The organism is Hydrogenophaga taeniospiralis CCUG 15921, from assembly GCF_001592305.1.
Lineage (GTDB): Bacteria > Pseudomonadota > Gammaproteobacteria > Burkholderiales > Burkholderiaceae_C > Hydrogenophaga > Hydrogenophaga taeniospiralis.
In genome coordinates this window covers 244,267-268,203 of sequence record NZ_BCWR01000015.1, presented here as the reverse complement: position 1 = coordinate 268,203, position 23,937 = coordinate 244,267, and the positions used below count along the sequence as shown (strand labels likewise).

The 23,937-nt window shown below is 68.2% G+C and carries 22 protein-coding genes; 17 read left to right on the top strand and 5 right to left on the bottom strand.

All coding sequences use genetic code 11. From position 1 onward, the window contains the following. Positions 1–81: 81 nt before the first annotated feature. Both HTA01S_RS18125 and HTA01S_RS18120 read right to left on the bottom strand, forming a co-directional pair. Positions 82–1,848 (bottom strand): bifunctional protein-serine/threonine kinase/phosphatase, encoded by a 1,767-nt coding sequence (locus HTA01S_RS18125; protein ID WP_068174129.1) that lies wholly within the window; start codon positions 1,846–1,848, stop codon positions 82–84. A 3-nt stretch (positions 1,849–1,851) separates the two neighbouring features. Further along, complete coding sequence (locus tag HTA01S_RS18120) at positions 1,852–3,147, bottom strand: type IV pili methyl-accepting chemotaxis transducer N-terminal domain-containing protein (protein WP_068174128.1); 1,296 nt, start codon at positions 3,145–3,147, stop codon at positions 1,852–1,854. Positions 3,148–3,497: 350 nt separating this feature from the next. On the opposite strand from HTA01S_RS18120, the gene nirB reads away from it, so the two are divergent. The 8 genes from nirB (at position 3,498) to HTA01S_RS18080 (ending at position 14,167) form a co-directional block, all read left to right on the top strand. After that, positions 3,498–5,963, top strand: a complete 2,466-nt coding sequence (gene nirB, locus HTA01S_RS18115; RefSeq protein WP_068174127.1) for a nitrite reductase large subunit NirB — start codon at positions 3,498–3,500, stop codon at positions 5,961–5,963. Between the two features lie 87 nt (positions 5,964–6,050). After that, the gene (locus HTA01S_RS18110; RefSeq protein ID WP_456318562.1) at positions 6,051–6,836 is read left to right on the top strand and encodes a type IV pili methyl-accepting chemotaxis transducer N-terminal domain-containing protein; all 786 of its coding nucleotides are present in this window, start codon (positions 6,051–6,053) and stop codon (positions 6,834–6,836) included. A gap of 14 nt (positions 6,837–6,850) precedes the next feature. Next, complete coding sequence (gene nirD, locus HTA01S_RS18105; protein ID WP_084236234.1) at positions 6,851–7,324, top strand: nitrite reductase small subunit NirD; 474 nt, start codon at positions 6,851–6,853, stop codon at positions 7,322–7,324. Beyond that, positions 7,321–10,212, top strand: a complete 2,892-nt coding sequence (locus HTA01S_RS18100) for a nitrate reductase (protein WP_245638130.1) — start codon at positions 7,321–7,323, stop codon at positions 10,210–10,212. The genes nirD and HTA01S_RS18100 overlap by 4 nt, the downstream gene beginning before the upstream one ends. Positions 10,213–10,284: 72 nt before the next feature. Continuing rightward, positions 10,285–11,232: a DNA-binding protein YbiB gene (gene ybiB / locus HTA01S_RS18095; protein WP_068174124.1), complete on the top strand. Its 948-nt coding sequence runs from the start codon at positions 10,285–10,287 to the stop codon at positions 11,230–11,232. Then, the gene (gene cobA, locus HTA01S_RS18090; protein WP_068174123.1) at positions 11,229–12,035 is read left to right on the top strand and encodes a uroporphyrinogen-III C-methyltransferase; all 807 of its coding nucleotides are present in this window, start codon (positions 11,229–11,231) and stop codon (positions 12,033–12,035) included. Before ybiB ends, cobA begins: the two co-directional genes overlap by 4 nt. A gap of 94 nt (positions 12,036–12,129) precedes the next feature. Continuing rightward, positions 12,130–12,813: a methyl-accepting chemotaxis protein gene (locus HTA01S_RS18085; protein WP_068174153.1), complete on the top strand. Its 684-nt coding sequence runs from the start codon at positions 12,130–12,132 to the stop codon at positions 12,811–12,813. A 142-nt stretch (positions 12,814–12,955) separates the two neighbouring features. Continuing rightward, positions 12,956–14,167, top strand: coding sequence for a BaiN/RdsA family NAD(P)/FAD-dependent oxidoreductase (locus tag HTA01S_RS18080; protein WP_068174122.1), 1,212 nt, complete (start codon positions 12,956–12,958; stop codon positions 14,165–14,167). Here HTA01S_RS18080 and HTA01S_RS18075 read toward each other — a convergent pair whose 3' ends face one another. Continuing rightward, complete coding sequence (locus HTA01S_RS18075; protein WP_068174121.1) at positions 14,168–14,881, bottom strand: ArsR/SmtB family transcription factor; 714 nt, start codon at positions 14,879–14,881, stop codon at positions 14,168–14,170. 109 nt (positions 14,882–14,990) lie between these two features. On the opposite strand from HTA01S_RS18075, the gene HTA01S_RS18070 reads away from it, so the two are divergent. From HTA01S_RS18070 to rpsU, 3 genes are all read left to right on the top strand, one after another. Continuing rightward, the gene (locus tag HTA01S_RS18070; RefSeq protein WP_068174120.1) at positions 14,991–15,347 is read left to right on the top strand and encodes an NIPSNAP family protein; all 357 of its coding nucleotides are present in this window, start codon (positions 14,991–14,993) and stop codon (positions 15,345–15,347) included. After that, positions 15,344–15,703 (top strand): antibiotic biosynthesis monooxygenase family protein, encoded by a 360-nt coding sequence (locus HTA01S_RS18065; RefSeq protein ID WP_068174119.1) that lies wholly within the window; start codon positions 15,344–15,346, stop codon positions 15,701–15,703. The genes HTA01S_RS18070 and HTA01S_RS18065 overlap by 4 nt, the downstream gene beginning before the upstream one ends. Positions 15,704–15,889: 186 nt before the next feature. Then, entirely contained in the window at positions 15,890–16,102 is a 213-nt protein-coding gene (gene rpsU / locus HTA01S_RS18060; RefSeq protein WP_056273869.1) for a 30S ribosomal protein S21, read from the top strand. Positions 16,103–16,164: 62 nt separating this feature from the next. Here the strand turns inward: rpsU and HTA01S_RS18055 are convergent, their stop codons facing one another. Then, positions 16,165–17,097 (bottom strand): LysR family transcriptional regulator, encoded by a 933-nt coding sequence (locus HTA01S_RS18055; RefSeq protein ID WP_068174118.1) that lies wholly within the window; start codon positions 17,095–17,097, stop codon positions 16,165–16,167. 69 nt (positions 17,098–17,166) lie between these two features. Here HTA01S_RS18055 and lysA point away from each other — a divergent pair, with 69 nt between their 5' ends. The 4 genes from lysA (at position 17,167) to HTA01S_RS18035 (ending at position 20,935) form a co-directional block, all read left to right on the top strand. Next, the gene (lysA, locus tag HTA01S_RS18050; protein ID WP_068174152.1) at positions 17,167–18,405 is read left to right on the top strand and encodes a diaminopimelate decarboxylase; all 1,239 of its coding nucleotides are present in this window, start codon (positions 17,167–17,169) and stop codon (positions 18,403–18,405) included. A 37-nt stretch (positions 18,406–18,442) separates the two neighbouring features. Then, positions 18,443–18,889 (top strand): GatB/YqeY domain-containing protein, encoded by a 447-nt coding sequence (locus HTA01S_RS18045; protein ID WP_068174117.1) that lies wholly within the window; start codon positions 18,443–18,445, stop codon positions 18,887–18,889. A gap of 203 nt (positions 18,890–19,092) precedes the next feature. Next, positions 19,093–20,244, top strand: a complete 1,152-nt coding sequence (locus HTA01S_RS18040; protein WP_068174151.1) for an ABC transporter substrate-binding protein — start codon at positions 19,093–19,095, stop codon at positions 20,242–20,244. 76 nt (positions 20,245–20,320) lie between these two features. Beyond that, positions 20,321–20,935: a hypothetical protein gene (locus tag HTA01S_RS18035; protein WP_068174116.1), complete on the top strand. Its 615-nt coding sequence runs from the start codon at positions 20,321–20,323 to the stop codon at positions 20,933–20,935. A gap of 18 nt (positions 20,936–20,953) precedes the next feature. Here HTA01S_RS18035 and pmbA read toward each other — a convergent pair whose 3' ends face one another. Continuing rightward, positions 20,954–22,405: a metalloprotease PmbA gene (gene pmbA / locus HTA01S_RS18030; protein ID WP_068174115.1), complete on the bottom strand. Its 1,452-nt coding sequence runs from the start codon at positions 22,403–22,405 to the stop codon at positions 20,954–20,956. Positions 22,406–22,589: 184 nt separating this feature from the next. Here pmbA and yjgA point away from each other — a divergent pair, with 184 nt between their 5' ends. Together yjgA and mog are read left to right on the top strand one after the other, a co-directional pair. Beyond that, positions 22,590–23,261 (top strand): ribosome biogenesis factor YjgA, encoded by a 672-nt coding sequence (gene yjgA / locus HTA01S_RS18025; protein ID WP_068174114.1) that lies wholly within the window; start codon positions 22,590–22,592, stop codon positions 23,259–23,261. After that, a complete protein-coding gene (mog, locus tag HTA01S_RS18020; protein WP_068174113.1) occupies positions 23,258–23,857 on the top strand; it encodes a molybdopterin adenylyltransferase in 600 nt (199 codons plus the stop codon). Before yjgA ends, mog begins: the two co-directional genes overlap by 4 nt. Positions 23,858–23,937: the final 80 nt, after the last annotated feature.

Here is a 23,937-nt window from a genome sequence, read left to right as displayed (position 1 = left end):
CGGGGTCGACAACCGTCCCCCCGCAATACGCGATCAGTTCATCACCCACCAACGCCAAAGTGGTGACCGCATCCCGCCCGCTCACTTCGGCAAAAACAACAACCAATACACCAGCAGCAAATTAAACAGCGCACTCAACCCCAGCAGCAGCTTCCACAACATCGTCGGGTCGCGCTGCAGCAGCGCCGACGCCGGCGGCACGGTGAGCGGGCGTGAGGCGCCGCGTTCCAGGGCGAGCAGGAACTCTTCGGCGGTTTCGAAGCGCTGGCTCTTGTCGCGGGCCACGGCTTTCTGCACCACGTGGTCGAGCCAGATGGGCACTTCGGGGTTGTGGCGGCTGGGGGGGGTGGGGTCGCGGTAATAGCGGCCCACCTGGTAGGGCAGCACTTCGCCGTAGGGCAGCCGGGCGGTGAGCAACTGGTAGAGCGTGACGCCGAGCGCGAACAGGTCGCTCTGGGCGTCGGGCAGCTCGGGCTCGCCTTCGGTGGCGCTGCCGCCACCGGCCTTGCTGTTGTGACCCCACTGCTCGGGGTTGACGAAGCTGGGCGTGCCGGCGTGCAGTCGGCGCATGCTTTCGGGTTCGCGCCCGGTGAGGGCCACGCCGAGGTCGAGCACGCGCAGCACGCCGTCGTCGCCCTGGTGCAGGTTGGCGGGTTTGATGTCGCGGTGGATCACGCCCTGGCGGTGCAGCAGGCCGAGCACGCGCAGCGTCTGCATGGCGGCGCTGACGGCTTGCACCGGCCCGAGCTTTTGCTGACGGTCCAGCAGTTGCTGCAGGGTTTCGCCGCTGTGCCAGTCGTACAGCAGGTAGCAGGCGCTGCGCGGTTGGCGGTTGGGCAGGGGGTCGTGGATGGCAACGAGGTGGCCGGCCGCGCGCGACGACATCATGCGTTTGGCGAGCCAAGCTTCGTGCGCGAGCATGGCGCGTTCGTCCTGGTCGTGGGCGCGCGCGGGGTGCAGCGTTTTCAAGGCGTAGAGCGTCTGGCTCTTGGGGTCTCGCACCTGGTAGAGCAGGTTGATGCCGTTGTCGGCCACGGTGGCGGTGACGGTGAAGCCGTCGATGCTCTCGCCCACCTTGAGCTTGGCCGGCACGGGCAGACTCTGGGCGGCGCGGTCGGCGTCTTGCAGGTTGGGGCCTTGCAGGTCGAGCACGCGCACCACCATGGCGGTCACGTTGTCGTCACTCCCGGCGGCCAGGGCCTGGGCCACCAGGCGCTCGGCGGCGGGCTGGGCGCCGGGCGCCTGGCCGGCGGGGGCAGCGCACTCGGCGAGCTGGCGCTCGGAGAGCTTGCCGTGCACGCCGTCGGTGAGCATGACGAAGGTGTCGCCCACCTGCAGGTCGCCTTGCAGGTAGTCCACCACGAGGTGGTCTTCCAGGCCCACGGCGCGCAGCAGCTGGTGGCGCATGTCGGGGTGGTTGACGGTGTGGTCGTGGGTGAGCAGCAGGGTCTGGCCTTCGCGCAGCAGGTAGCAGCGCGAGTCGCCCACGTGGGCCACGGTGTACGACTGGCCACGCAGCACCAGCGCGGTGAGCGTGGTCAGGCCCATGGCGGGCTGGCGGCGGTGGTTGGTGCCGGTGAGCCAGGCGTTTTGCGCGCCGATGATGCGGTCGAGCGCGACGGTGGTGTCCCAGGTTTCGGGCGTGTCGTGGTAGCTGCGCACCAGGCTGGTGACGGTGGTCTGCGCCGCCTCGCCGCCCATGCCGCCAGTGCTCACGCCGTCGGCGATGGCGACGATGGAGCCCATGTCTTCCTGCCCCGCGGGCGGCAGCATGGCGGCGCAGAAGTCTTCGTTCCTGTCCTTGCGGCCGGTCTGGCAGACGAAACCAATATCTATATGAAAGGCCATGCGTCAACCCATGAGCATCTGCATGCTGCGTTCGTATTGGGCCGAGAGCTGCTCAAAATCGTCGAGCAGGCTTTCGCTGGCGCTGGCCAGGCCTTCCAGGCGCAGCAGGCGGTCGCGCCCGGCCGGGCGGCGCACGTGGTCGGCGCCGGTCACCACCTGTAGCCAGCCCTGCGCAGCGGACTCCAGCGTGCGGCGGATCTCGGGCGTGGACAGGGGCAGGCCGTTCAGGTAGGCCAGGCCCTGCTCGAAGGCCTGGCGCGCGGCTTCCATGTCGGCCTGGTGCTGCAGCTGCGGCTCGCCGGGCTCCAGCACCCCGAGCAGCGCCGCCTTGGCAAAGCGCTGCGAGTGCATGCGCTGGCGCCCGGCCATGTTGAGCATGCGCAGCGGCGCCACGCTGCCGGCGCTCTCCAGGCTGGCGGTGAGGCGCTCGGCGTCTTGCAGCAGGCGCTCGGCCAGCGCGTTGATGGGAGCGAGCTGGTCCAGCGCAGGTTCGGCCTTCAGGGCTTTTTTCAGGGCTTTCCAGGTGGCCACCACCTGGGCCAGCAGGTCGCCGAAGGTGGGTTGCGAGAGGTTCTTGCCGAGCAGCGCGAGGTTGGCGTCGATGCGCTGGGCCGAGTCGGTCTGCAGCGCCAGGTGCCGCGCCACCTGCACGCCCGCGAGCCGCAGCAGCCAGTGTTTGACGAGGCGCTGCGAGAGCATGCGCAGCTGCCCGGCGCGGTTCACGCCCTCGGCGAAGTGGGCCGACTGGATGATGTGCTGCGCCACCTGGCCCAGGCGCTGGTTGCTGTGCATGGAAGCGGTGCGCAGGATTTCGAAGGCGCCGTCGTCTGACACTTGGCGCGCGCTCATGAGGATGCCTTTGGCACGCTCCACGGCCTTGCGCTCTTCGAAGCGGGTGGACACGTCGCGCAGCTCTTCGAGCAGGGCCTGCTCGCGTTTGAAGCGTGCTTGCGCGAGCTGCATGAGCGGGCGCAGGCGCTGCGCGCCGTAGCCACCGACCACGTAGGCGTGCACGCCCGACTCGGTGGCCTGCACGATGTGCGCGGCATCGCCATCGTTGGTGAACACCAGCACCGGCAGCGGCGACACCTCGGCCAGGGTCTGCGTGGCCTTGAACAAGGCCTCGTCGGCCGGGGTGGCCTGCACCACCACCAAACTTGGTGCATGGCGCACCACGCTCTGCACCAGCTGGCTGCAAGCCTCCACCACCGCCAGCACTTGGGCGCCCGCGGCCTCCAGGTCGTTCACCAGCGGCTGGCGGGCCAGCCCATCACACAACAAAACCACAGAAACATGCATATGAATCAAAGACTTGGGTAGACAGCGTGCGCCACGAGGGGCGGCACGGAACAGGCACCAAGAATGCCTGAAAAAGAGGGGCCTGGGCACGCTTCGTTGCGTGGCACAGGTATTGCTTATTTCACGTCGGACGTAACGACGCGTCCACCCCAGCCGGTGCGCTGAGGGTTCCACGCACAACGACGTGCGTAGCTTGTCCAGGCGGCCACGAAGGCCTGTCTGGCGCCGACTGCTCGGTCGGCCCGATCGTATATCCCTACCCAATTCCGTGTCCTGGCCTGCGTGCGCGTTGTCGCTCGCCTCTCGCCTGGACGCCCCTCAGTTATTCACACATGAATGGAGTCCCCGCGATGAAAAAAGCAAAACTGGTGATGGTCGGCAACGGCATGGCCGGTGTGCGCACGCTTGAAGAGCTGCTCAAGATCGCCCCGGACCTCTACGACATCACGGTCTTCGGCGCGGAGCCGCACCCGAACTACAACCGCATCCTGCTCTCGCCGGTGCTGGCGGGCGAGCAGACGCTGGACGAGATCGTGCTGAACGACTGGTCCTGGTACACCGACAACGGCGTCACCCTGCACGCGGGCTACAAGGTCACCGAGGTGGACCGCATCCGGCGCGTGGTGCATGCGGTGGGCCCGAACGGCGAGAAGGTGTCGGCCGAGTACGACCGCCTGATCATGGCGACCGGCTCCAACCCTTTCATCCTGCCCATCCCCGGCAAAGACTTGAAGGGCGTGCTGGCCTACCGCGACATCGCCGACACCCAGGCCATGATCGACGCGGCCGCCACCTACAAGCATGCGGTGGTCATCGGTGGCGGCCTGCTGGGCCTGGAAGCGGCCAACGGCCTGATGAAGCGCGGCATGACGGTGAGCGTGGTGCACGTCGCGCCCTGGCTGATGGAGCGCCAGCTCGACGACGTGGCCGGCAAGATGCTGCAGGGTTCGCTGGAAGCGCGCGGCATGAAGTTCCTGATCGGCGCGCAGACGCAGGAGCTGGTGGGCGGTGAAGACGGCCGCGTGAAGGCCATCCGCTTCAAAGACGGCACCGAGCTGCCGGCCGACCTGCTGGTGATGGCCGTGGGCATCCGCCCCAACACCGCGCTGGCCGAATCCATGCGCCTGTATGTGAACAAGGGCATCGTGGTGAGCGACACCATGCAGACCGTGACCGACCCGCGCATCTACGCGGTGGGCGAATGCGCGGCGCACCGCGGCATCGCCTACGGCCTGGTGGCTCCGCTGTTCGAGCAGGGCAAGGTGCTGGCCACGCACCTGGCCGAGTTCGGCATCGGCCGCTACACCGGCTCGCTCACGTCCACCAAACTCAAGGTGACGGGCATCGACCTGTTCTCCGCCGGCAATTTCATGGGCGACGACAACACCGAAGAGATCGTGATGAGCGACCCCTCGGGCGGCGTCTACAAGAAGCTGGTGATCCAGGGCGACAAGCTGGTGGGCGCCTGCCTGTACGGCGACACGGTGGACGGCAGCTGGTATTTCAAACTGCTGCGCGAAGGCCGCACGGTCAACGACATCCGCGACAAGCTGATGTTTGGCGAGAGCCACCTGGGCGACGCCGGCCACCAGGGCCAGAGCAAGGCCGCGGCCATGGCCGACTCCGACGAGGTCTGTGGCTGCAACGGCGTGACCAAGGGCACCATCTGCAAGGCCATCAAGGAAAAGGGCCTGTTCACGCTGGACGAGGTGAAGAAGCACACCAAGGCCAGCGCCAGCTGCGGTTCCTGCACCGGCCTGGTCGAACAGATCCTGATGTTCACCGCCGGCGGCGACTACTCGGCCACACCCAAACTCAAGGCCATGTGCGGCTGCACCGAGCACGGCCACGCAGCGGTGCGCGAAGCCATCCGCACGCCGCTGCCGGACGGCAGCAAGCTGCTGACCACGGCCCAGGTGTTTGCCCACCTGAACTGGAAGACGCCCAACGGCTGCGCGAGCTGCCGCCCGGCCATCAACTACTACCTGATCAGCACCTGGCCCAAGGAGGCGAAGGACGATCCGCAGAGCCGCTTCATCAACGAGCGCTCGCACGCCAACATCCAGAAGGACGGCACGTATTCGGTGATCCCGCGCATGTGGGGCGGCGAGACCACGGCCGACGAGCTGCGCCGCATCGCCGACGCGGTGGACAAGTACAAGATCCCGACCGTGAAGGTGACCGGCGGCCAGCGCATCGACCTGCTCGGTGTGAAGAAGGAAGACCTGGTCAACGTCTGGAAAGACATCGGCATGCCCAGCGGCCACGCCTATGCCAAGGCCCTGCGCACGGTGAAGACCTGCGTGGGCAGCGAGTGGTGCCGCATGGGCACGCAGGACTCGACCCAGATGGGCAAGGACCTGGAGCGCGCGATGTGGCGCATGTACGCGCCGCACAAGGTCAAGTTCGCCGTGTCGGGTTGCCCGCGCAACTGCGCCGAGGCCGGCATCAAGGACGTGGGCGTGATCGGCGTGGACTCCGGCTGGGAGATGTACATCGCCGGCAACGGCGGCATCAAGACCGAGGTGGCGCACTTCTTCGTGAAGGTGAAGACCGCTGCCGAGGTGCTGGAGTACACCGGCGCCTTCTGCGAGCTGTACCGCCAGGAGGGCTGGTACCTGGAGCGCACGGTGCACTACGTGAACCGCGTCGGCCTGGACTACGTGAAGAAACGCATCCTGGAAGACCACGAAGGCCGCAGGGCCCTGTGGGAACAGCTGCAGTTCGCGCTGGACGGCGAGCCCGACCCCTGGTTCGACCTCAAGGAAGCCGCGGTGGACACCCGCCAGTTCGAGGCCGTGAGCGCTCTTTCGTGAAATTCTTCAACTGAGCCATTTTTCTGAAATCCGCCGCGCCAGACACTGTGGATTTTTTGGAAAGAAGTTGCCATGAACCCCCAAATGTTGAATCGCAGAACCCTGATCGTCGCCGCCGCTGCCGGGTTCCCGCTGTTGAATGCACGGGCCCAGGTGCTGGACCTCAACGACGCCATCAACAAGGCCGGCCGCCAGCGCATGCTCTCGCAGCGCATGGGCAAGGCCTGGCTGGCGCTGGTGCACAAGACCGAAAGCGGCAGCGCGCAGGTGGTGCTCGACAAGTCGATGGCCCTGTTCGACCGCCAGCTCGTCGAGCTCAAGGCCTACGCGCCCTCGGCCGACATCCGCGACACCTACGTGAAGCTCGAAGCGGCCTGGAGCGACTACAAGACCGCGCTCATCGGCACCGCGCCGGGCAAGGCGGGCGCGGGCGCCGTGCTGCAGGCCGATGCGCGGGTGCTCGCGCTGGCCCACCAGGGCACGCTGCAGTACGAAGCCAGCTCCGGCCGCCCGGTGGGCAAGCTGGTCAACGTGGCCGGGCGCCAGCGCATGCTCTCGCAGCGCATGGCCAAGCTCTATTTCGCCGCCACGCTGCCCATCGACGCGCCCACCGCCACGGCCGAAATCGGCAAGGCGCGCACCGAGTTCCTGAGCGCCATGGAGCTGCTGCGCAACGCCCCCGAGGCCACCGATCGCATCCGCGCCGAACTGCAGCTGGCCGACGGCCAGTGGTTCTTTTTCGACCAGGCGCTGCAGCGCATGCAGACCGCGGGCGCCGCCGCCAAACCCCTGTCCGACGTGTTCGTGACGAGTGAAAACCTGCTCAGCGTCATGGACCGGGTCACCGGCATGTACGCCGCCATCAAAACCTGAGGACTGGAAGCATCATGAGTGAATGGAAGCCCATCTGCCGCGTCGACGACATCCCCGTGCTGGGTTCGCGCCGCGTGGCGCGCGAGAAAGGCCTGGACGTGGCGGTGTTCCGCAACGACCAGAACGAGGTGTTCGCCCTGCTCGACCGCTGCCCGCACAAGGGCGGCCCGCTCTCGCAAGGCATCGTGTTCGGCACCAGCGTGGCCTGCCCGCTGCACAACTGGACCATCGGCCTGTGCACCGGCCAGGCCGCCGCACCCGACGAGGGCTGCACACCGAAGTTCGCGGTGAAGGTGGAAGACGGCCAGGTGTTCCTGGACGCGAAAGAGCTGGCCACCCAGGCGCTGGACCTCACGCGCCCCATCGCCGGCCCCGCCCGTCGTAAGAACGATGACCCCCACGCTCCGCCGCTGCGCGGGTCGCTGCCCCCCGAGGGGGCGCAGCCTGGCTTGGGGCGGCCCGGCGCTGCGGCTAAAACCTGCGCATGAGCATGAGCACGTCCATCACCCGCTCCACCTGCCCGTATTGCGGCGTCGGCTGCGGCGTGCTCATCGAAAGCCAGGGCCAGCAGATCACCGGCGTGCGCGGCGACCCGGACCATCCGGCCAATTTCGGCAAGCTCTGCACCAAGGGCACCACGCTGCACCTGACGGCCGCGCCCGAGATCGCCCGGCAGACCCGGCTGCTGCAGCCCATGCAGCGCCTGGCGCGCGGGGCCGCGCCCACGCCCGTCGGCTGGGACGCGGCGCTGGACCTGGCGGCCGAGCGCTTCGCCCGCACCATCACGGAGCACGGCCCCGACGCGGTGGGCTTCTACATCAGCGGCCAGCTGCTGACCGAGGACTACTACGTCTTCAACAAGCTGGCCAAGGGCCTGATCGGCACCAACAACGTGGACACCAATTCGCGCCTGTGCATGAGCAGCGCGGTGGCGGGCTACAAGCTCACGCTGGGCGCCGACGCGCCGCCCGCCTGCTACGACGACGTGAACCACGCCGACTGCCTGTTCATCGTGGGCAGCAACGCCGCCTTCGCCCACCCGGTGCTGTTCCGCCGCATCGAGGAAGCGAAGAAGAACCACCCCGGCATGCGGGTGATCGTGGCCGACCCGCGCCGCACCGACACCGCCGACCTCGCCGACCTGTACCTGCCGCTGCAACCGGGCAGCGACGTGATGCTGTTCCACGGCCTGCTGCACATCATGTTGTGGGAGGGCTGGGTCGACCCGGCCTACATCGCCGCGCACACCACTGGCTTCGACGCGCTGCGGGCGCTGGTGCGCGAGTGCACGCCCGAACACGTGGCGCAGGTCTGCGGCCTGAACAAGGAAGACCTGTTCACGGCGGCCAAATGGTTCGCAACCTCGCCGGCCACGCTCAGCCTGTACTGCCAGGGCCTGAACCAGAGCAGCAGCGGCACGGCGAAAAACGCGACCCTGATCAACCTGCACCTGGCCACCGGCCAGATCGGCAAACCCGGCGCCGGCCCGTTCAGCCTGACCGGCCAGCCCAACGCCATGGGCGGCCGCGAAGTCGGCGGCCTGGCCAACCTGCTGAGCGCCCACCGCGACCTGGCCAACCCCGAGCACCGCGCCGAAGTGGCCGCGCTCTGGGGGGTGCCCGACGTGCCCTCGAAGCCGGGCAAGACCGCGGTGGAGATGTTCCAGGCCGCGGCCGACGGCGAGATCAAGGCGCTGTGGATCGCCTGCACCAACCCGGCGCAGTCCATGCCCGACCAGGCCACGGTGCGCCAGGCGCTCAAGCGCGCCGAGTTCGTCGTAGTGCAGGAGGCCTACGCGACGGCCACCACCTGCGACTGGGCCGACCTGCTGCTGCCCGCCACCACCTGGGGCGAAAAAGAAGGCACGGTCACCAACAGCGAACGCCGCATCAGCCGCGTGCGCGCCGCCGTGCCCGCCCCAGGCGAGGCCCGGCACGACTGGCGCATCGCGGTCGACTTCGCGCAAAGGCTGGAGGCCACCCTGGGAGCCAACGGGGTTGGAGCCATCGGGGTCAGACCCGAATTCAGGACAACAACCCCCGAGGCCACCAAAAACCTCGAACGAAATTCGGCTCTGACCCCGATGGCGGAGCAGCCGGAGAAAACCCTCTTCCCCTACCAGACCCCCGAGCAGATCTGGCTCGAACACCGCGAATCCACCCGCGGCCGCGATCTCGACATCACCGGCCTCTCGTACGAAAAGCTGGAAAACGAAGGCCCGCAGCAATGGCCGCTGCGCGAAGGCGAGGCCACGGGCCAGACCCGGCTGTACGAAAACGGCCACTTCCCCACGCCCGACGGCAAGGCCCGCTTCGCTGCCCTGCCCTGGCAGCCGCTGGCCGAGCCGCGCGAATCGCGCTACCCGTTCTCGCTCACCACCGGGCGCCTGCGCGACCAGTGGCACGGCATGACCCGCACCGGCACGCTCGGCCGCCTGTTTGGCCATGTGCCCGAGCCGGTGGTGCAGCTGCACCCGCAGGACATTCAGCGCCGGGGTCTGAAAGACGGCGATCTGGTGCACGTGACCAGCAAGCGGGGCTCCATCCTGGTGCCGCTGCAGGCCAGCAGCGACATCGGCCTGTCGCAGGCCTTCATCGCCATGCACTGGGGGCCGGAGTACCTGAGCGGGCGCAGCGGCGCCGGCGAGCCGCTGGCCGGCGTCAACGCGCTCACCACCTCGGCCTATTGCCCCACCTCGAAACAGCCCGAGCTCAAGCACGCCGCGGTCAAGATCCTCAAGGCCGAACTGCCCTGGAACCTGCTGGCCATGGCCTGGCTGCCCGCCGAGCGCGCACTGGCCGTGCAGGCCGAGCTGCGCACGCTCATGCCCTCGTTCGAATTCGCCTCCTGCGTGCCCTTCGGCCGCGACCGCGCCGGCGTGCTGTTGCGCGCCAGCGCGCACGATGCCCCCGACACCGCCCTGATCGAACGCATCGAAACCCTGCTGGACCTGAACACCGCCGACACGCTGCGCTACGTCGACAAGCGCCTGGGCCAGCGGCGCACCGCGCGGCTGCTGCGCGACGGCGGGTCCACACGGCTCGAAGCCTTCGTGCTGGCGGGCGACACCCGCGCCGAGGTCTGGATCAAACCCCTGCTCGCCGACGAGCTGCCCGCCGAGGGCTACGGCCGGCTGCTGCTGATGCCGGGCGCCAAGGCCCCGGTCGCCATCGTGGCCCGCAGCCGCCAGGTCTGCACCTGCTTCAACGTCAGCGAAGACGACATCGGCGCCCACCTGCGGCGCTGCGATGGCAGCGACGAGCAGCGTCTGGCGTCCCTGCAGGGCGGGCTGAAGTGCGGCACCAACTGCGGCTCGTGCATCCCTGAGCTGCGCCGCCTGGTGCGTGCGACGCCCCAGGGCCTGCAGGCCGCCTGAGCTGCGACCAGCAGCCCGCGGCCAGTCCCCATATAACGCCAAGTCATCAAGATTCCCGGACAATCACCCACCATGGGAATCAGCCAATACATCAAGGTCATCGGTCGCGGCAAGGACGGCGCGCGCGCGATCACGCGCGAGCAGGCCACCGACCTGTTCGGCCAGGTGCTTGACGGCGGCGTGACCGACCTGGAAACCGGCGCTTTCTGCCTGGCCATGCGCATCAAGGGTGAAACCCCCGAAGAGATGGCGGGTTTCCTCGACGCGGCCCACGCCCGCTTGCAGCGCGTGCCCGACAACGGCCTCACCACCGTGGTGCTGCCCAGCTACAACGGTGCGCGCAAACTGCCGGTGCTCACGCCCTTGCTCGCCATGCTGCTGGCGCGCCATGGTGTGCCGGTGCTGGTGCACGGCACCGCCACCGAAGACAAGCGCGTGTTCGCCTCCAGCGTGTTTGCCGAACTCGGCATCGCGCCCTCGCACGGTGTACCGTCGCTCGCCGCGGGCGGGCTGGCTTTTGCGCCCACCGAGGTGCTGAGCCCGGGCCTCAAGCGCCTGCTCGACGTGCGCCGCGCGGTGGGCCTGCGCAACCCGGCGCACAGCCTGGTCAAGCTCATGAACCCCTGCGCCGGCCGCGCCTTCATCGTCAGCAGCTACACCCACCCCGAATACGCGCTCTCCATGGCAGCCACCTTCGCCCTGATCGGCGCGCACGCCATGCTGCTGCGCGGCACCGAGGGCGAACCGGTGGCCGACGCGCGACGCATCCCGCAAATGGCGGTGTTCCATGACGGCGCCGCCCACACCGTGCAGCCCGCGCAGGAAGGGCCGCTGGTCAGCCTGCCCGAGCTGCCGGCCACGGTCGACGCCGCGAGCACCGCGCGCTACATCCGCGCCGTGCTCGACGGCGCACTGCCCGTGCCCACGCCCATCGCCCTGCAGGTGGAACACATCTTGCGAGAAATGCAGCGCCAGCCCGCGCTGGAGACAACACTCGCTCAGGAGGTCACCACACCATGAACATGCCCGCCACCGTCATCGCGTCCACCACCCAGTTCAACCCCGGCACCGTCACCCTCGTCGGTGCCGGCCCGGGCGACCCGGAACTGCTCACCATCAAGGCCGCCCGCGCCATTGCCGCGGCCACCGTGCTGCTGGTGGACGACCTCGTGAGCGATGGCGTGCTGGCCCACGCCTCACCCAGTGCGCGCATCGTGCACGTAGGCAAACGCGGTGGCTGCAAGAGCACGCCGCAGGCCTTCATCGAAAAGCTCATGCTCATGGCCGCGCGCGAAGGCGAGGTGGTGGTGCGCCTCAAGGGCGGCGACCCGTTCATCTTCGGGCGCGGCGGCGAAGAGGTGGAGCACCTGCGCGAAGCCGGCATCGAGGTGCAGATCATCAACGGCATCACCGCCGGACTGGCCGGCCTGACCTCGCTCGGCGCCCCGCTCACGCACCGCGATCACGCGCACGGCGTGGTCTTCATCACCGGCCACGCCAAGCCCGGCGACGCGGGCACCGACTGGCAACAGCTCGCCGCCACGGCACGCGACGCCAAGCTCACGCTGGTGATCTACATGGGCGTGTCCAGCGCCGAGCAGATCCAGGCCGATCTGCTGACCGGCCTGCCGGCCGACACGCCGCTGGCCATCATCCAGCACGCCAGCCTGCCCCAGCAGCGCCACGCGCTCAGCACGCTGGGCGAGCTGGGCGCCACCATCGCGCGCGAACAGCTGGGCAGCCCGGCCGTGATCGTGGTGGGCGACGTGGTGCGTGGCGTGGCGGCGATGGACCTGCCGCAGCCGCTATCGCGCGCCGCCTGAGCGTTCCGCGGGCGCGAAGCCGTGCGCCACGCTGGTGCGCCGCGCTCCGCCAAGGCATGCTCAACGGTGGCCCGGCGATTGCTTGGTGTCGGCCATGACACCCCTCGCCACCCGAAGCCCCGCCCCATCGCGCCAAGACACGCCGGACCACATCGCCGGCCTGTCGCTGGTCAACCTCGCCGCGCGCCAGCGCATGCTCTCGCAGCGCATGATCCTGCAGACCGTGCTGGCCGCCAGCGGTGACGCCGAGTGGCTTCGCGCCGCCCAGCGCAGCCTGCGCATGTTCACCGAAAGCCAGCAACACCTGCAGGCCACCACCGCACAGCTCGATCCCGCCAGCGCGCGCAAGATCACCGAAACCTACCAGGGTCCGCGCGGGGTCGGCCCCGTCGTGCAGGCTTTCATGCAGCTCATGCGCAGCGCGCTCGACCAGATCGAGGTGCACAGCCCGCGCGTGTCCGCCACCACGGCCGAGCTGGTCGGTCACACCGATCGCATCCTCGAAGCCCTCAACACCGCGACCACCGCGTTCGATGAGGTCGCCAAAGCCCACTCGGACGCCCTGATGAAGGAACTGGTGGGCATCGTGGACGACATCCAGAGCGTGGCCAAGGAGGCCAAGGTGGTGAGCTTCAACGCGCAGGTCATGGCCGCGCGGGCCGGGCAACACGGCCGCGAATTCGCCGTGGTGGCCAACGTGCTGTCGGACATCACCAGCGAAATCGACCGGCTCACGCGCAAGGCGGCGGTGCTGGCGGAGCGCAGCAGAGGACGGTGAAACACCCCCGCCGTGCTTCGCACGTCCCCCCTCAAGGGGGCGGCGCCAGCAGCCCGGCGAAGCCGGTTCTGCGGCACCCCTGAGCCGGGCCACCTCGCTCTCATCGAATCGTTCACCGGTCCATGCGCCTACACTGCGCGCCATGCAAGATTTCGACGCCATCGTCATCGGCGCGGGTGCGGCCGGTCTTTTCTGTGCCGGTGTCGCGGGCCAGCGCGGCCTGCGTGTGCTGCTGCTCGACCACAGCGAGAAGGTCGCGGAAAAGATCCGCATCTCGGGCGGGGGCCGGGCCAACTTCACCAACCGCGACATCGACCCGCGCGCGCCGCACAAACACTTCCTGAGCGAGAACCCAAACTTCTGCCGCTCGGCGCTCTCGCGCTACACGCCGGCCGACTTCATCGCGCTGGTGCAGAAATACGGCATCGGTTTCCATGAGAAGCACAAGGGCCAGCTGTTCTGCGACCGCTCGGCCGAAGACCTGATCGCCCTGCTGCTGGCCGAATGCGAGGCCGGCGGCGTACAACGCTGGCAGCCCTGCGGCGTCAAGACCCTGCGGGTGGGGATCGACGGCTCGTACCAGATCGACACCGAGCGCGGCACGGTGTCGAGCCGTGCGGTGGTGGTCGCCACCGGCGGCCTGTCCATCCCGAAGATCGGCGCCACCGATTTCGGCTACCGCATGGCGAAGCAGTTCGGCCTGCGCATCGTCGAACCGCGCCCCGGTCTGGTGCCGCTCACCTTCGATGGCGATGCCTGGGCGCCTTATACCGATCTGGCGGGCCTGGCCCTGCCGGTGCTGATCGAGACTGGAGACAAGAAAAGCCGGATCAGCTTTGCCGAAGACCTGCTGTTCACCCACCGCGGCCTCTCCGGCCCAGCGGTGTTGCAGATCTCCAGCTACTGGCGTGAAGGCACGCCGATCCGCATCAACCTGGCGCCCGAGGTGGACCTGCCCCAAGCCCTGGCGCGCGCCAAGGCCACGTCACGCAAGCTGATCGCCAACGAGCTGGCCACGCTGGTGCCCAGCCGACTGGCCGATGCCTGGGTGGCGCAGGACAAGGACTGGCAGCGCCCTATCAGCGAAGCGTCTGACAAGGCCCTGGCCCGGCTGGCCGAGCGCCTCGCGCGCTGGGAACTCGTGCCCACCGGCAGCGAGGGCTACAAGAAGGCCGAGGTCACGCTCGGCGGGGTGGACACGCGCGATCTCTCTTCGCAGACGATGGAATCGAAGCAGCCCGGGCTGTACTTCATCGGCGAGGTGGTGGACGTGACCGGCTGGCTCGGCGGCTACAACTTCCAGTGGGCCTGGGCGAGCGCCCACGCCTGCGGGATGGCCCTGCCCGGGCGCTGATCAGTCGCCCACCACGTCGAGCCAGCGCGCCACCCCCAGCCAGTCGCGCAGGGCGAGCGCTCCGGACGGGGTGATCCGCAGCGCCCGCGAGCGCTCGGTGCGCGCCAGCCAGCCCTGGTCCAGGCAGTGCGCGCAGATCATCGCGCCCAGACGGCCCGCCAGATGCGAGCGGCGCTCGCTCCAGTCCAGGCAAGGGCGGCAAACCACGCGCCCGGACCGCCCCGCCAGCAAGCCCGAGGGCGCGACGCCCAGGCGCTGCAGCACGGCGTCGGCGGTGGGCGTCAGCTGCGCGCCCGCCTCCCCCTCCCAGGTGATCGCGTTTTCGGCCCGCAGGTGGTCCGCAATCGCCACCCCCAGGCGCCCAGCCAGGTGGTCGTAACAGGTGCGAGCCCGGCGCAGATCGCCGTCTCGCGGCCCGGTGATCACCCGGCCCGCCGGCTGCGCGCCCGCGAGGCACACCAGCCCCTCCAGCACCTGGGCCACCTCGCCCGAGGCCAGGCGGTGGTAGCGGTGGCGGCCCTGCCGCTCCACCTGCAACAGCCCGGCTTCAACCAGCAGGCCCAGGTGGCGGCTGGCGGTGGCCGCCGCAATGCGCCCGACGCCGGCCAGTTCGTGCGCGGTCAGCGCGCGGCCATCCATCAGCGCCATCAGCATCGCCGTGCGGGCGGGCTCGCCGATCAGCGCCGCGATGTGGGACAGGCGGTTGGTGTTCATGGCGCCCAGTTTGCCGCAAGCGCGCGCCCGCACGTTTCGCTCCGGAGCGAAGCATGGGCGCCCGCAGCGGCGGCACGATGAAGCCTTCTGCCACCAAAGGAGTACGCCCATGACCATCACCTGTTTCATCCGCTACGAAATCGACCCCTTTCAGCGCGAGGCCTTCCGGGTCTACGCCGAAAACTGGGGCCGCATCATTCCCCGCTGCGGGGGCCACCTGCTGGGCTACTTTCTGCCCCACGAGGGCAGCAACGTCGAGGCCTGGGGCCTGATCGCCTTTGACAGCCTGGCCGCCTACGAGGCCTACCGCGCCCGCCTGCGTGCCGACCCCGAGGGCCAGGCCAACTTCGCCCTGGCGCAGCGGCAGCGTTTCATCCTGCGCGAAGAGCGCCGTTTCACCGAGGTCGTCGCCGGCACGCTCGGGCTCGCCGCCGGACCGGTCGATTCAGCGGAGGTGTCCGCATGATCGCCGTGATCTTCGAGCTGCAGCCCAATGACGGGCAGCGCCAGGCCTATCTGGACACCGCCGCATCCCTGAGCCAGGAACTGCAGGCCATGGACGGTTTCATGGGGGTGGAGCGGTTTGAAAGCCTGCTGCACCCTGGCAAGCTGTTGTCGCTGTCGTTTTGGCGCGACGAAAAGGCGGTGCGGCGCTGGCGGAGTCTGGAGCACCACCGTCAGGCCCAGGCGGCCGGGCGCGCGCAGCTGTTTGCGGACTACCGCCTGAGGGTGGCCGAGGTGCTGCGCGACTATGGCCTGCACGAGCGGGCGCAGGCGCCCGCCGATTCCAGGGACTTCCACGCCGCCCGGCCTCAGGACTGACCCACCGGCACAACCCGCCCTGGGGAAGAGTTGCCTGCGCGCCTTGAAGGGCTATAATCCAAGGCTTTGCTGGCAGACCCCCGTCGGCCAATACTAGTTAACAGGCGGGGGAACTTTGCAGAAACGATGCCCGGGCCCGATCTTCCCGTTCATCCTCTTTCTGTGCATTCTGGAATTTCTTCTTCAATGACGACCATCCGTGTAAAAGACAACGAGCCCTTTGACGTCGCTCTGCGTCGCTTCAAGCGCACCATCGAAAAACTCGGCCTGCTGACCGACCTGCGCGCCCGTGAGTTCTACGAAAAGCCCACCGCTGAGCGCAAGCGCAAGAAGGCCGCCGCCGTCAAGCGCCACTACAAGCGCGTGCGCTCGATGCAGCTGCCCAAGAAGCTGTACTGATCGCTGTCCCGGCCTGCCGGGACGCACAAAAGAACCCGCTCAGGACGCTGCAGCGGGTTTTTTTACGCCTGTGCGGCCCGGGCCAGCCGCTGCCGCAAGGCATCGGCCGCCTCGACCAGCGCCGCCTCGAAGGCGCCCCGCAGCGGGTGTTCGACCCGCCAGCCCGGCCGGATCAGCGCCACGTGGAACGGGATGCTCACCGACAGTGGCCGCACCACCATGCCCCCCTCGGTTCCATTGCCGGCCAGTTCCAGCGCCGTCAGCGGGTTGACGATGCCCAGGCCCAGCCCCTGGCGCACCAGCGCACACACCGACACCGCGCTCGGTGTTTCCAGCCGCAGGCCGCGCTCCACCCCGGCGGCCGCGAACAGCGCGTCCACCTGCTGCCGGTAAGGGTCGGTCGGTGCGAAGCTGATGAAGGACTGGCCCGCAAAGTCGCCCGGCGCCAGCCGCGCCTTGCTCGCCAGCGGATGGCTGGCGGGCAGCACCGCCACCTCGTCCGCCACCAGCAGGGTCTGCAGCGTGCAGGCGGCCGGCGCCTCGTGGCGTTCGGACAGGCCCAGGTCGAAACGCTGCTCGGACAACGCCGCCTCCAGCTGGGGCGACTCGACCGGCGTCAGGCTCACCGCCGCCTCGGGTTGCCGCTCGGCAAAACGCCGGATGGCGTCGGGCAGCAGGGCGTGCGAGAGCGCGGGCAGGCAGGCCAGCTGCAGCCGCCCGTGGGCATAGGCGCGAAGGGCGGTCGCCGTGGCGGCGATGCGCTCCAGCCCCACGTACGAGAGCTCCACCTCCTCCATCAGCGCCAGTGCCCGCACCGTGGGTTTGAGCCGCCCTTTCACCCGCTCGAACAAGGCAAAGCCCAGCACCTGTTCCAGCCGCGCGAGCTCGCGGCTCACTGTCGGCTGCGATGTGTGCAGCAGTTCGGCCGCGCGCGTGACGTGGCCGGTGCCCATCACGGCGCGGAAGAAATCGATCTGGCGGTGGCTCAGTTTCATATCAATATTGAATGGCAGACTCATTATCTGGCATTGCTCAATATGAATGAAACCCGGATCATCGGCGGCATGAATCCCTTTGCCCCCGCCCTCCTCCAGTCCCTCGCCCACCAGCATGGCACCCCGCTGTGGGTCTACGACGCCGCCACCATCCGCCAGCGCATCGCCGATCTGCGAGCCTTCGACACCATCCGATTTGCCCAGAAAGCCAACTCCAACACCCACCTGCTGCGCCTGATGCGTGAGCAGGGTGTGGTGGTCGATGCCGTGTCGCGCGGCGAGATCGAGCGCGCACTGGCCGCCGGCTACACCGCCGAGCCGGACGCGCAAGGGGCTTCGGGCATCGTCTTCACCGCCGACCTGTTCGACCACGCCACCCTGGCCACCGTGGTGCAGCACCGCGTGCCGGTGAACGCCGGTTCGATCGACATGCTGCACCAGTTGGGCGCCGCCTCACCCGGCCACGCGGTCTGGCTGCGCATCAACCCCGGTTTCGGCCACGGCCACAGCAACAAGACCAACACCGGCGGCGAACACAGCAAACACGGCATCTGGCACACCGAGCTGCCGGCCGCGCTGGCGGCGGTGGCACAGCACGGGCTGACGTTGGTGGGCCTGCACATGCACATCGGCTCGGGCGTGGACTACGGCCACCTGCAGCAGGTGTGCAGCGCCATGGTGAATCTGGTGAAGGGCTGTGGCGCGGACCTGCAGGCCATCTCGGCCGGCGGCGGCCTGTCCATCCCCTACCGCGAGGGTGAAGCGCCCATCGACACCGCGCACTACTTCAGCCTCTGGGACGCCGCGCGGCGCGAGATCGCCGCCCACCTGGGCCACCCGGTGCACCTGGAGATCGAACCCGGCCGCTACCTCGTGGCCGAGGCCGGTGTGCTGCTGACTGAGGTGCGCGCCACCAAGCCCATGGGCGGCAACCACTTCACCCTGGTGGACGCGGGTTTTTCGGACCTGATGCGGCCGTCCATGTACGGCGCGTTCCACGGCATGAGCCTGATCCCGGCCGATGACTCGCCGCGTGCGACGTTGGAAACGGTGGTGGCCGGCCCGCTGTGTGAGTCAGGCGACGTGTTCACACAGGCCGAAGGCGGCGTCGTGCTCACGCGCGAGCTGCCCGAAGCCCGCGTGGGCGATCTGCTGGTGCTGCACGACGCGGGCGCCTACGGCGCGTCGATGTCGAGCAACTACAACACGCGCCCGCTCGCGGCCGAGGTGCTGGTGGACGGTGACAGCCACCGTCTGATCCGCCGCCGCCAGACGGTGGACGAGTTGCTGGCGCTGGAAATGGTTTGAGACAATCATCGGTTTAGCGAACCACAGAAAGCACACCATGAGCCTCAAGGAACAGATCACCGAAGACATGAAGGCCGCCATGCGCGCCAAGGACAGCGAGCGCCTGGGCACCATCCGCCTGCTGACCGCGGCCATGAAGCAGAAGGAAGTGGACGAGCGCGTGGAACTGGACGACACCATGGTCATCGCCATCGTGGACAAGCTGATCAAGCAGCGCAAGGACAGCATCGAGGCCTTCACCAAGGCCGACCGCATGGACCTGGCCGACAAGGAAAGTGCCGAGATGAAGGTGCTGCAGGCCTACCTGCCGGCGCGCCTGTCGGCCGAGGAAGTGGCCGCGGAAGTCAAAGCCATCGTCGAAGAGCTCGGCGCCAAAGGCCCGGGCGACATGGGCAAGGTCATGGGCGCGGTCAAAACCCGTCTGGCCGGCAAGGCCGACATGGGCCAGGTGTCGGCCGCCGTGAAGGCTGCCTTGGCGGGCTGAGCCAGCCCCGCCGCCATCGGCCTTGCGCCGTGGCGGCCTTGCCCGCAGCCTGACACTTCACTGACGGCTGCGACCCCGCTCAGGGAAAACCGCGAGCGGCGCCCGCCCATGGGCTTCCTACACTGGCGGCACTTTTCTCCCCGAGGTGAACCGTGCGACGCCCACAACCCCTGTTGACCCTGACCATCGGCCTGCTGGCCCTGATGGCACTTCCCTGGGCCGCTGCCCAGCCCGTCAACCCGGTGAAGATCGGCATGGTGGGCCCACTCAGCGGCCCCTCTTCGGACTTCGGCAAACCCATGCTGCAGGGCATCGAGCTCGCGGTCGAGGAGATCAATGCCGTGGGTGGCTATCTCGGCCGACCGCTGAACCTGGTGGTCAAAGACGACCGTGGCGACCCCGACGCCGGCCTTCAGGCGGCCCGCGAACTGACCGCCGAAGGCGTGGTGGCCACCATCGGGTACTGCAACACCGGCGTGGCCATGAAATCGCTGGAGGTGTTCCAGCAGGCCCAGAGCCCCCTGATCATCCCGTGTTCGACGGGCACGCCACTGACGTCCACCTATCCAGCACCCCAGAGCTACATCTTCCGTACCTCGGCGCGCGACGCCATCCAGGCCCCCTTCGTGGTGGACGATCTGGTGCGCCGCGGCTGGACCAAGGTGGCGGTGTTTGCCGACACCACGGGGTACGGCGAGGCCGGGTTGAAGGACGTGGAGACCGCGTTGGCAAAGAAGAACCTCAAGGCTGTGTACGTGGCGCGCTTCGCCCTGGGTGTGAAGGACCTGCGCGAGCAGCTCACGGCGGCACGCGCGGCGGGGGCCAACGTGGTGTTCAGCTACACCGTCGGGCCCGAAAACGCCACCATCGCCATCGGGCGCCGGGATCTGCAGTGGGACGTGCCGCAGGTGGGCGCGTGGCCCCTGTCCTTCCCTTTCTTCATCGATGGCGCCAAACAGGCCGCCGAAGGCGCGCTGATGGCCCAGACCTTCATCGCCGAGCCGAGCAACGAAAGGCGCGCGGCATTCCTGAGCGCGTTTGTGCGCAAGTTCAAACAGAAACCCGCCGTGCCCATGGCCGCGGCCCAGGCCTATGACAGCACCTACCTGCTGACCTACGCGCTGTTCGGCATCCGCAACGGCAAGTTCGGCGGCCCGGCCGTCAAGGCCGCGCTGGAGAACATTCCACGCGTCTACTACGGCGTGGTCGCCACCTACGAACACCCTTTCAGCCTCGAAGACAAGGACGCCATCAGCCAGAACATGCTGGTCATGGGCAAGGTGCGCAACGGCGCAGTGACCTTTGCCAACCCCGAGGACGCCAAACGCAACCTGTTCGTGCAACGCAAGCAATAGTGCACACCCAGCGCGGCGTTGCGCGGGGGTGTTCCCACTAGAATTTGCCCTTTCTACACTTGCATCACACAGGCCCATGGCGTTCGGAAACCAGATTCACCGCTCCTTGCGGACCTCCATCGTTCTTTTGCTGGCCGCGTGCAGCGCGTCAGCGTGGGCAGAAACCACCTACGCCTGCAAGACCGAAGGCGGCACGGCCTACCGCTCGCGGCAGCCCTGCCCGAGACTGCCCACACCGGGCATGGTCTATTACGGCCCGGCGCGTCAGGCGCCAAAGCCGTATGAGCGCCCCGCGCAACGGATCGAACGGGCCGGCGAGGAACAGGCCTACATGAGCGCCCGATGCGTCACCATGCAGGACGGCATCCGCACCGCGCCCAACCGCGGCCTCAGTTATGAGACGGTGCGCGAGATGCGACAGAACTTCGAGCGGGAGTGCTCGAACGAACGCAGGAAAGCCATGCGCCAGCTGCACCAGGACCAGCGCAGCAAGGAAAAGCAGGCCGAGGAACAGCAGAAACTGGCCGAGCAACGCCAGTTCGAGTCTCAGGAAGCGGAAACCCGCTTCCGCAACCAGTGCGCGGAAATGCGCATGTCGATTCACCGTCGCAAGCAACGGCCCAACCCGACCGAAGGCGATCTGCGGGATCTGGCGCTGTTTGAAGAGCGCTACACCACCCGTTGTCTGTGAGCCTTCGCGCTCGGCCCCTCAGCTGCCCGCGACCTTCATGCGGTTGATCAGGACCGAACCCACGGTCTTGGCACCGTAGTTGTAGGCGTCGGCGCCCACGGCGTCCAGCCCCAAGAACATGTCCTTCAGATTGCCGGCGATGGTGATCTCGTGCACCGGGTAGGCGATCTCGCCGTTTTCCACCCAGTAGCCGGAGGCGCCGCGTGAGTAGTCGCCGGTCACGTAGTTCACGCCCTGGCCCATGAGTTCGGTGACGAACAGGCCGCGCCCGAGCTTTTTGAGCATGGCCTGGAGATCGTCGCCGGGCTGGGTCAGGCGGCTGGTGAGCGTGAGGTTGTGCGAACCGCCGGCGTTGCCGGTGGTGCGCATGCCCAGCTTGCGTGCCGAGTAGGTGGAGAGGAAATAGCCCTGCACGCGGCCCGCGCTGAGCACCTTGCGCTTGACCGTGCGCACGCCTTCGTCGTCGAAAGGTGAGCTGCCTTTGCCGTTGCGCAGGTGCGGGTCTTCCACGATGTCGAGGTGCTTGGCCAGGACCCGTTTGCCCAGGCTGTCGTTCAGGAACGTGGTCTTGCGGTAGAGCGCACCACCGCTGGTGGCCTGCACATAGGCGCCCAGCAGGCCTGCGGCCAGCGGCGACTCGAACAGCACCGGGCACTCGGTGGTGGCGATCTTGCGACCGTTCAGGCGCGCCAGCGCGCGCTCGGCGGCATAACGGCCAACGGCCTGCGGGCTGGCCAGCTCTTCGGGCGAGCGCATCGAGCTGTACCAGTGGTCGCGCTGCATGTTGGCGCCCTTGCCGGCAATGGGAGCGACCGACAGGCTGTGGCGCGAGCTGGCGTAGCCGCCGCTGAAGATGCCGGGTTTACCGCGTTCGCCACCGCGCATGTGGGCGGTGAAAAAGTGCGACTGCTGGGCCGAGACACCGGCGCCTTCGCTGTTGCGGATCTGTTTGCTGGTGGCAAAGGCCGCGGCCTCACAGGCCAGGGCAATGCGCAGCGCCTCTTCGGAGTTGATGGACCAGGGGTGGAACAGGTCCAGATCGGGGTAGCTGTCGGCCACGTCCTGCGGGTCGGGCAGGCCGGCCACCGGGTCCTCGGCGGTGAAACGGGCGATGTCGTAGGCGGCCTGCACCGTCTGGCGGATCGCGTCGGGGGAGAAGTCGGAGGTGGACGCGTTGCCGCGCTTCTGCCCCAGGTAAACGGTCACGCCGAGCGACTTGTCTCGGTTGCGCTCCACGTTCTCCAGCTCGCCCTTGCGCACCGACACGCTCAGCCCCGCGCCCTCGGACACCTCGGCGGCCGCGTCGACCGCGCCCAGTTGCCTGGCGTGGCCCAGCGCCAGGTCCACCAGGTCTTCGAACTGGCCCCGCGCGTACTGGAAACCCGTCAGCGGGGTTCGCCCATCGGCCGCGGTGGCGGAGCGGGGAGCGGTTGCGGGGACTGGGGCCGGGGTATTGAGAGCTTTTTTCATGTGGACGGCTATGATACTTGCCGGTCTCCTTTTTGTTCCCTCACTCCTCCCCTTTCCCGCAACGCAAGAGGCACGGCCGTCCAGGCCAGCGCGGAACCGTCCTTCGTCAAGCCCGGGACGGGCCACAGCTGGTGCCCCCTTGAGGGGGTGACGCCGCAGGCGGCACGGGGGTATTCATATCCAGATGTCCCGCAAACCCACCAAAGGCTATTTCGTCCGTGGCCAGTTCGTCGCCGAGGGCAGCGAGCTCGACCTGGAGCTCAAACGCGAGCTCAAGGGCTCGGCCGACATGAGCAAGACGGACCTGAAAAAAGAGAGCGACCGGCTGCAGGCGCTGGGCGAAAGCATGCTCACGCTCAGCGCTGCGGTGATGGCCCGGCTGGTGGACGCGCACAGTCTGTCGGACAAGCTCACCGATGCGCTGGCCGAGGCCAAACGCATCACCAACTTCGAAGGCCGGCGCCGCCAGATGCAGTTCATCGGCAAACTGATGCGCAAGCTCGACGAAGACGCCATCGCCGCCATCGAAGCCGCGCTGGAAGAGCAGCGCAAGCCCTCGGCGCAGGCCACGCTGGCGCTGCACCAGGCCGAACAATGGCGCGACAAGCTGATCGCCGACGACGACGCGCTCACGCGCTGGCTGCAATTCGACGCCGGCGCCGACGTGCAGCAGCTGCGCGCGCTCATCCGCCAGGCGCGCAAGGACGCGCAGGCCCTGAAAGAGCGCCCGGGCGAAGCCGCGCGCCACGCCAAGGCCTACCGGGAAATCTTCCAGATCGTCAAAGCCGTTCTCACGCAAAGCAGCGATGTGGCCGGCGGCGACGAACCACCCGCCGACGACAGCGAACAGCCATGAACCCAACCACCCCCACCAGCCTCCCGGCGGCCGCGCCGGTGCGCATCGGCATCGTGTCCATCAGCGACCGCGCCAGCAGCGGCGTCTATGAAGACAAGGGCCTGCCCGCGCTGCAGGACTGGCTCACGCGCGCGCTGAAAAACCCCATCACCTTCGAGCCCCGCCTGATCCCCGACGAGCAGTCGAAGATCAGCGAGACCTTGATCGAGCTGGTGGACGCCGGCTGCGCGCTGGTGCTCACCACCGGCGGCACCGGCCCGGCCAAGCGCGACGTGACGCCCGAAGCCACGCTGGCCGTGGCGCACAAGGAAATGCCCGGATTTGGCGAGCAGATGCGCCAGATCAGCCTGGCCTTCGTGCCCACCGCCATCCTCTCGCGCCAGGTGGCCGTGATCCGCGACCAGAGCCTGATCATCAACCTGCCGGGCCAGCCCAAGGCCATCGCCGAAACGCTCGAAGGTCTGAAGAACCCGGACGGCAGCCAAAAGGTCAACGGCATCTTCACCGCCGTGCCCTACTGCATCGACCTGATCGAAGGACCCTATCTGCAAACCAACGACGAGGTCTGCAAGGCCTGGCGACCCAAGACGAAGTAGCCCCCCTGCGCCGCTTCGCGTCTTCCTCCCAGTGGGGGGACGCACCTGGTGGCCCGGCGAAGCCGGTTCCACGGGTGCCC